The organism is Nocardia sp. NPDC060220 (assembly GCF_042727815.1).
In the GTDB taxonomy this organism is placed as follows: domain Bacteria; phylum Actinomycetota; class Actinomycetes; order Mycobacteriales; family Mycobacteriaceae; genus Nocardia.
The window spans coordinates 1-4,087 of the sequence record NZ_JBHWZY010000636.1; the positions used below are offsets into that span (position 1 = coordinate 1).

Genomic DNA, 4,087 nt, shown 5'->3' on the forward strand with positions numbered 1-4,087 from the left:
TTGCAGCACGTAGACATTCATCCCGCCCGCGTCCCCCGTACCGGGCTGCGCCAGCGGCGAGGTATGCACCGATAGCACCGCGATGCGATGGGGCAAAAGATCGGGACGACGCTGGCTCACACCCTCCAGTGTGCACGCCGCGACGCCGCCACCGTTGCCCCTACCGGGTTCGGTGACGGCTGTCACAGCGTGTTCGTGAGTGAGTTCACGTCCTCGTCGTGGTCGAGCCTGCCCGATCCGCGGTCCGCGCGCGAGCGGATTTCGGCCCTCGCGTTCGGCCGTCACGCGCGGTGCAGCGCCGCCTCGAACACGGGCCACGATTTGTGCATGTCCTGCTCCCAGTAGCCCCACGAGTGAGTGCCGTTGGGGCGCATGTCCACGGTCGCGGGGATGCCGAGTGTTTGCAGTCGATCGCGCAGCTGCTGGGTGCACACATTCGTGACGGCTTCGAGCCCGGCGCCGAACAGCAACTGCATGGTCAGCTGCGCCGGGTCGCCCTGGGCGGCGGTGATGGTGTCGTACGGTCCGGGAATGCCGGTGCCCGAGGAGATGTAGACGTCGGTGCCGCGCAACGCTTCCGCGTGCAGGTAGGGGTCGTTGGCCGACCACGCGGGATCGGTGGGTGGGCCCCACATATTGGCCGCGTTGCCGAGCCTGCTGCCCACCACCGTCCGCACGATCGCCTGTCCGCGTGGATCACTCGTGCGCACGCACCCGCTGTAGGACCCGATCGCCCGGTACAGGCCCGGCTCGGCGAGCGCGAGCTGGAACACCGAGGTACCCGCCATCGACAGTCCCGCGATGGCATTGGCGCCGGTGCCGCCGAACTCCGCGTCGATCACGGGCGGTAGTTCCCTGGTGAGAAAGGTGGTCCAGCGCTGCTTGCCCAGCACCGGGTCGTCGGTTCGCCAGTCCGCGAAATAGCTTCCGGCCCCGCCGAACGGGATCACCACATTGACCTGTTTGTCCTTGAAGAACTCGACGACATCGGTGCGATCGAGCCAGTTGCCGTCGGCACCTCCGCCGACCCCGTTGAGCAGATACAGCGTCGGCGCGGGCGCTTTCGGATCGGCGGCCCGCAACACCCGCACCCGGGTGACGATGTCCATCGCCGGTGAGTACACGCCCACATCGATGGTGCGATCCGGTTCGACCCGCTGATCCTCGATGTGCGCCGCCCCCGGTTCAGCGGCTGCGGGCACCCCGGCCACGACACCGGCCAACAAGCCCAGCACGGCCACTGCGACCCGTACGCCCACTGCCCGACCAAACATCATCGAACTCCGTTCTCGACGCCGAATCCTCTTCTCCACATACGATCCAACGACATTCCAGAACGCTACACACGAATTCACCGGAAGTCTGTGACGATTCCCAGAAGATTTTCCTGAACTCTGGACGTTCGATCCGATTGGTTAGCGAGAACAATCACAGGCCGATCACATCAGCGCGGCAGACCAATCACACCGATCACTCTACCTGCGCAGACACCTGGCCGTCTCGTCACGGCCCGCGCACCCGCCGACAGATATCGTCTCCACGAATAGACCGACCGGACCTTTTCATCGGATACCGCGAATTGCGAAACATGACGCAACATGTCTGCGAACTTATTCGCATCACCGGAATCGACGGTGAAGTCCGCACCGAAAACCGCAGGCAGGTCACGTCGGTACCGGCCGCCGCCGCGACCTGCGGGAACGTTCAGCCGACGCGCAGGGCCGCGGCGAACAGCGGCCAGGAGTGACGAAGATCCTCACGCCAGTAGCCCCAGGAGTGAGTTCCATTGGGGCGCAGGTCGACCGTGGCGGGGATGGCCAGGTCGTGGAAGCGGGTGGCGAGCTGCTGGGTGCACAGCGCGGTGACCGCGTCGAGCGCGCCGCCGATGATCAGCTGGTCGACGAGCTTGATCGAATCACCGTGTAGCCCTGGCCCGTCGACGGTGTCGAGTACACCGGGAAGACCGGTACCGGAGGAGACGTAGATCGCCAGGCCGCGCAGGCGCTCGGCGTGCAGGAAGGGATCGTTGGCGGCCCAGAGCGGGTCGCCGGGTTGTCCCCACATGTTCACAGGGTCACCGTTCTGGCCGGAGACGACGGTGTTGACGATGGCATGACCCTGCGGACCGCTGGTGGAGACGCAGCCGCTGTAGGACCCGACCGCCTTGTACAGCGCGGGCGCGGCGAGCGCCAGCTGGAAGGCGGCGGTGCCCGCCATCGACACGCCCGCAACGGCATTGGCCCCGGTTCCGTGGAACTCACGGTCGATGATGCGGGGCAGCTCGCGGGTGAGGAAGGTGGCCCAGCGCTGACGGCCGAGAACGGGGTCGTCGGCCCGCCAGTCGGCGTAGTAGCTGCCCGCGCCGCCGATCGGCATCACGATGGTGACCTGCTTGCCGGCGAAGAAGGTGCCGGCGTCGGTGCGGGTGAGCCAGTTGCCGCCGTCGCGCCAGTCACCGGCCGGGCCGACGCCGCCGTCGACGCCGTTGAGCAGATACAGGACCGGCGCCGTCGCCGAACGGTCGGCCGCGGGCAGCACCGCGACGGTCACCGGTTTCGCCATGGCGGCGGAGTGCACCACGAGCTCGACGACGCGGCCGGGACCGGGCTCGACGGAAATCAGCCGCGCGGCGTCGGTGGCCGGACTCGCTCCGGCGACCGGGGCGGCGCACACCAGGCCTGCCACGAGGGCCAGCACACATCGCGTCAAGACGCTCATGCGCCACCTCCATGCCCGGCCGCGGGACATGGCCGTCGAGCTCAGAGTAGGTCGGCCTCACCGGCCCGGGACATGTTTCTGAAACATTGCCGATTCAGAGCAGGTATGGCCCGCCGAGCTCACTCCAGCGCGTCGACAAACGCGCTGACCTCGGCGAGGAAGCGTGGCCGGTCCTCGATGAACAGCCCGTGCAGAGCCCCTTCCCAGAAGGAACCGCGAGCGTCAGGGGCATTGTCGAGGATGTACTGACCATTGGCCGCCGGGACCACCGGGTCATCGGTGCCGTGCAGCACCAGAACCGGAACATCCAGGGCGCGCAGGGTTTCGGTGTTGTCGATCGTGCGGTAGAACAACGCCTTGCGCACCGAGGGCGGGGTCGCGAGACTGCCGCCGAACAGCCGCTGCGCGTCGACGCCCTTGTCCGCGCCGGGCCCGGTATTGGCATTGCCGAACACCGAGAACGCCCGCACCGCCCGCCCGGCGGCCTCGTCGAACACGCCCGGAATCGCCTTCTCCATCGACGGCCCCGGTGCCGCGCCGGGCACATCGCGCCCGATATGGGCGGGCGCCCCGCAGTAGACGACACCGGCGACAGCCGAGGTGCCGTAGGTGGCGAGGTAGTCGGTGGCGACGATCCCACCGTAGGACCAGCCCAGCAGCACCGCACCGGCGTCGACGCCCTCGGCGGCCAGCACCGCGGCCACATCGCCCGCCCACGCCTTGGGGTCGTCGTAACCGGCGCCGGGGTCGTCGGAGTACCCGTGTCCGCGCAGGTCGAGCGCGATCACTCGATAGCGCTCGGCCAGCTCGTCCGCGGCCGCCCCCCAGCACCGCAGATTCCCGGCCCACCCGTGCAACAGCACCAGCGGCCTACCGGTACCGATCACCCGGTAGACGATCCTCGTTCCATCGGCACTGACAGCATCGCGAATAGCCATACCGACAGGTTAATCGGCGCAGTCGCGAAGGATTCCCCAGCTGCGCGGCCGCGGCGAACGCCTGACATCACCGTGATCGGAGCCATGGCGGCCGGGAATCTCGGGCGAATAAGATCGGCAAACATGAGCATTCGCACCGCTGTCGTCACCGGGGCCAGCTCGGGAATCGGTGAAGCCACCGCCCGGGAACTGGCGAAGCAGGGTTATCACGTCTACGTCGGTGCCCGCCGGTTCGACCGCGTGCAGCGCCTCGCCGAGGAGATCGGCGGCACCGCCATCGAACTCGACGTCACCTCCGAGGAATCGGTGCGCGCGTTCACCGACTCCATCGACCACGTCGACGTGCTGGTCAACAACGCAGGCGGCGCGAAAGGCATGGCCGCGGTCACCGACGCCGACCTCGACGACTGGCGCTGGATGTGGGAGACCGG

At 67.8% G+C, this 4,087-nt stretch carries 4 protein-coding genes and 1 pseudogene; 1 reads left to right on the forward strand and 4 read right to left on the reverse strand.

Annotated elements, in window-relative coordinates; genetic code table 11:
• The 4 genes and pseudogenes from ACFWF3_RS26755 to ACFWF3_RS26770 all read right to left on the reverse strand — a co-directional run.
• Positions 1-186, reverse strand: a pseudogene (locus ACFWF3_RS26755) (D-inositol-3-phosphate glycosyltransferase); the annotation flags it as partial.
• Between the two features lie 95 nt (positions 187-281).
• Positions 282-1,274, reverse strand: a complete 993-nt coding sequence (locus ACFWF3_RS26760; protein ID WP_379316123.1) for an alpha/beta hydrolase — start codon at positions 1,272-1,274, stop codon at positions 282-284.
• A 430-nt stretch (positions 1,275-1,704) separates the two neighbouring features.
• Complete coding sequence (locus ACFWF3_RS26765; RefSeq protein WP_379316117.1) at positions 1,705-2,718, reverse strand: alpha/beta hydrolase; 1,014 nt, start codon at positions 2,716-2,718, stop codon at positions 1,705-1,707.
• Between the two features lie 119 nt (positions 2,719-2,837).
• A complete protein-coding gene (locus tag ACFWF3_RS26770; protein WP_379316119.1) occupies positions 2,838-3,656 on the reverse strand; it encodes an alpha/beta fold hydrolase in 819 nt (272 codons plus the stop codon).
• A gap of 123 nt (positions 3,657-3,779) precedes the next feature.
• Here ACFWF3_RS26770 and ACFWF3_RS26775 point away from each other — a divergent pair.
• A partial coding sequence (locus tag ACFWF3_RS26775) for an SDR family oxidoreductase (RefSeq protein WP_379316121.1) occupies positions 3,780-4,087 on the forward strand: 308 nt, incomplete at its 3' end.

Coding starts and splice junctions, on each gene's coding strand:
- ACFWF3_RS26770 (WP_379316119.1), bottom strand. CDS start 3,656: ATGGCTATTCGCGATGCTGTCAGTGCCGATGGAACGAGGATCGTCTAC.
- ACFWF3_RS26760 (WP_379316123.1), bottom strand. CDS start 1,274: ATGTTTGGTCGGGCAGTGGGCGTACGGGTCGCAGTGGCCGTGCTGGGC.
- ACFWF3_RS26765 (WP_379316117.1), bottom strand. CDS start 2,718: ATGAGCGTCTTGACGCGATGTGTGCTGGCCCTCGTGGCAGGCCTGGTG.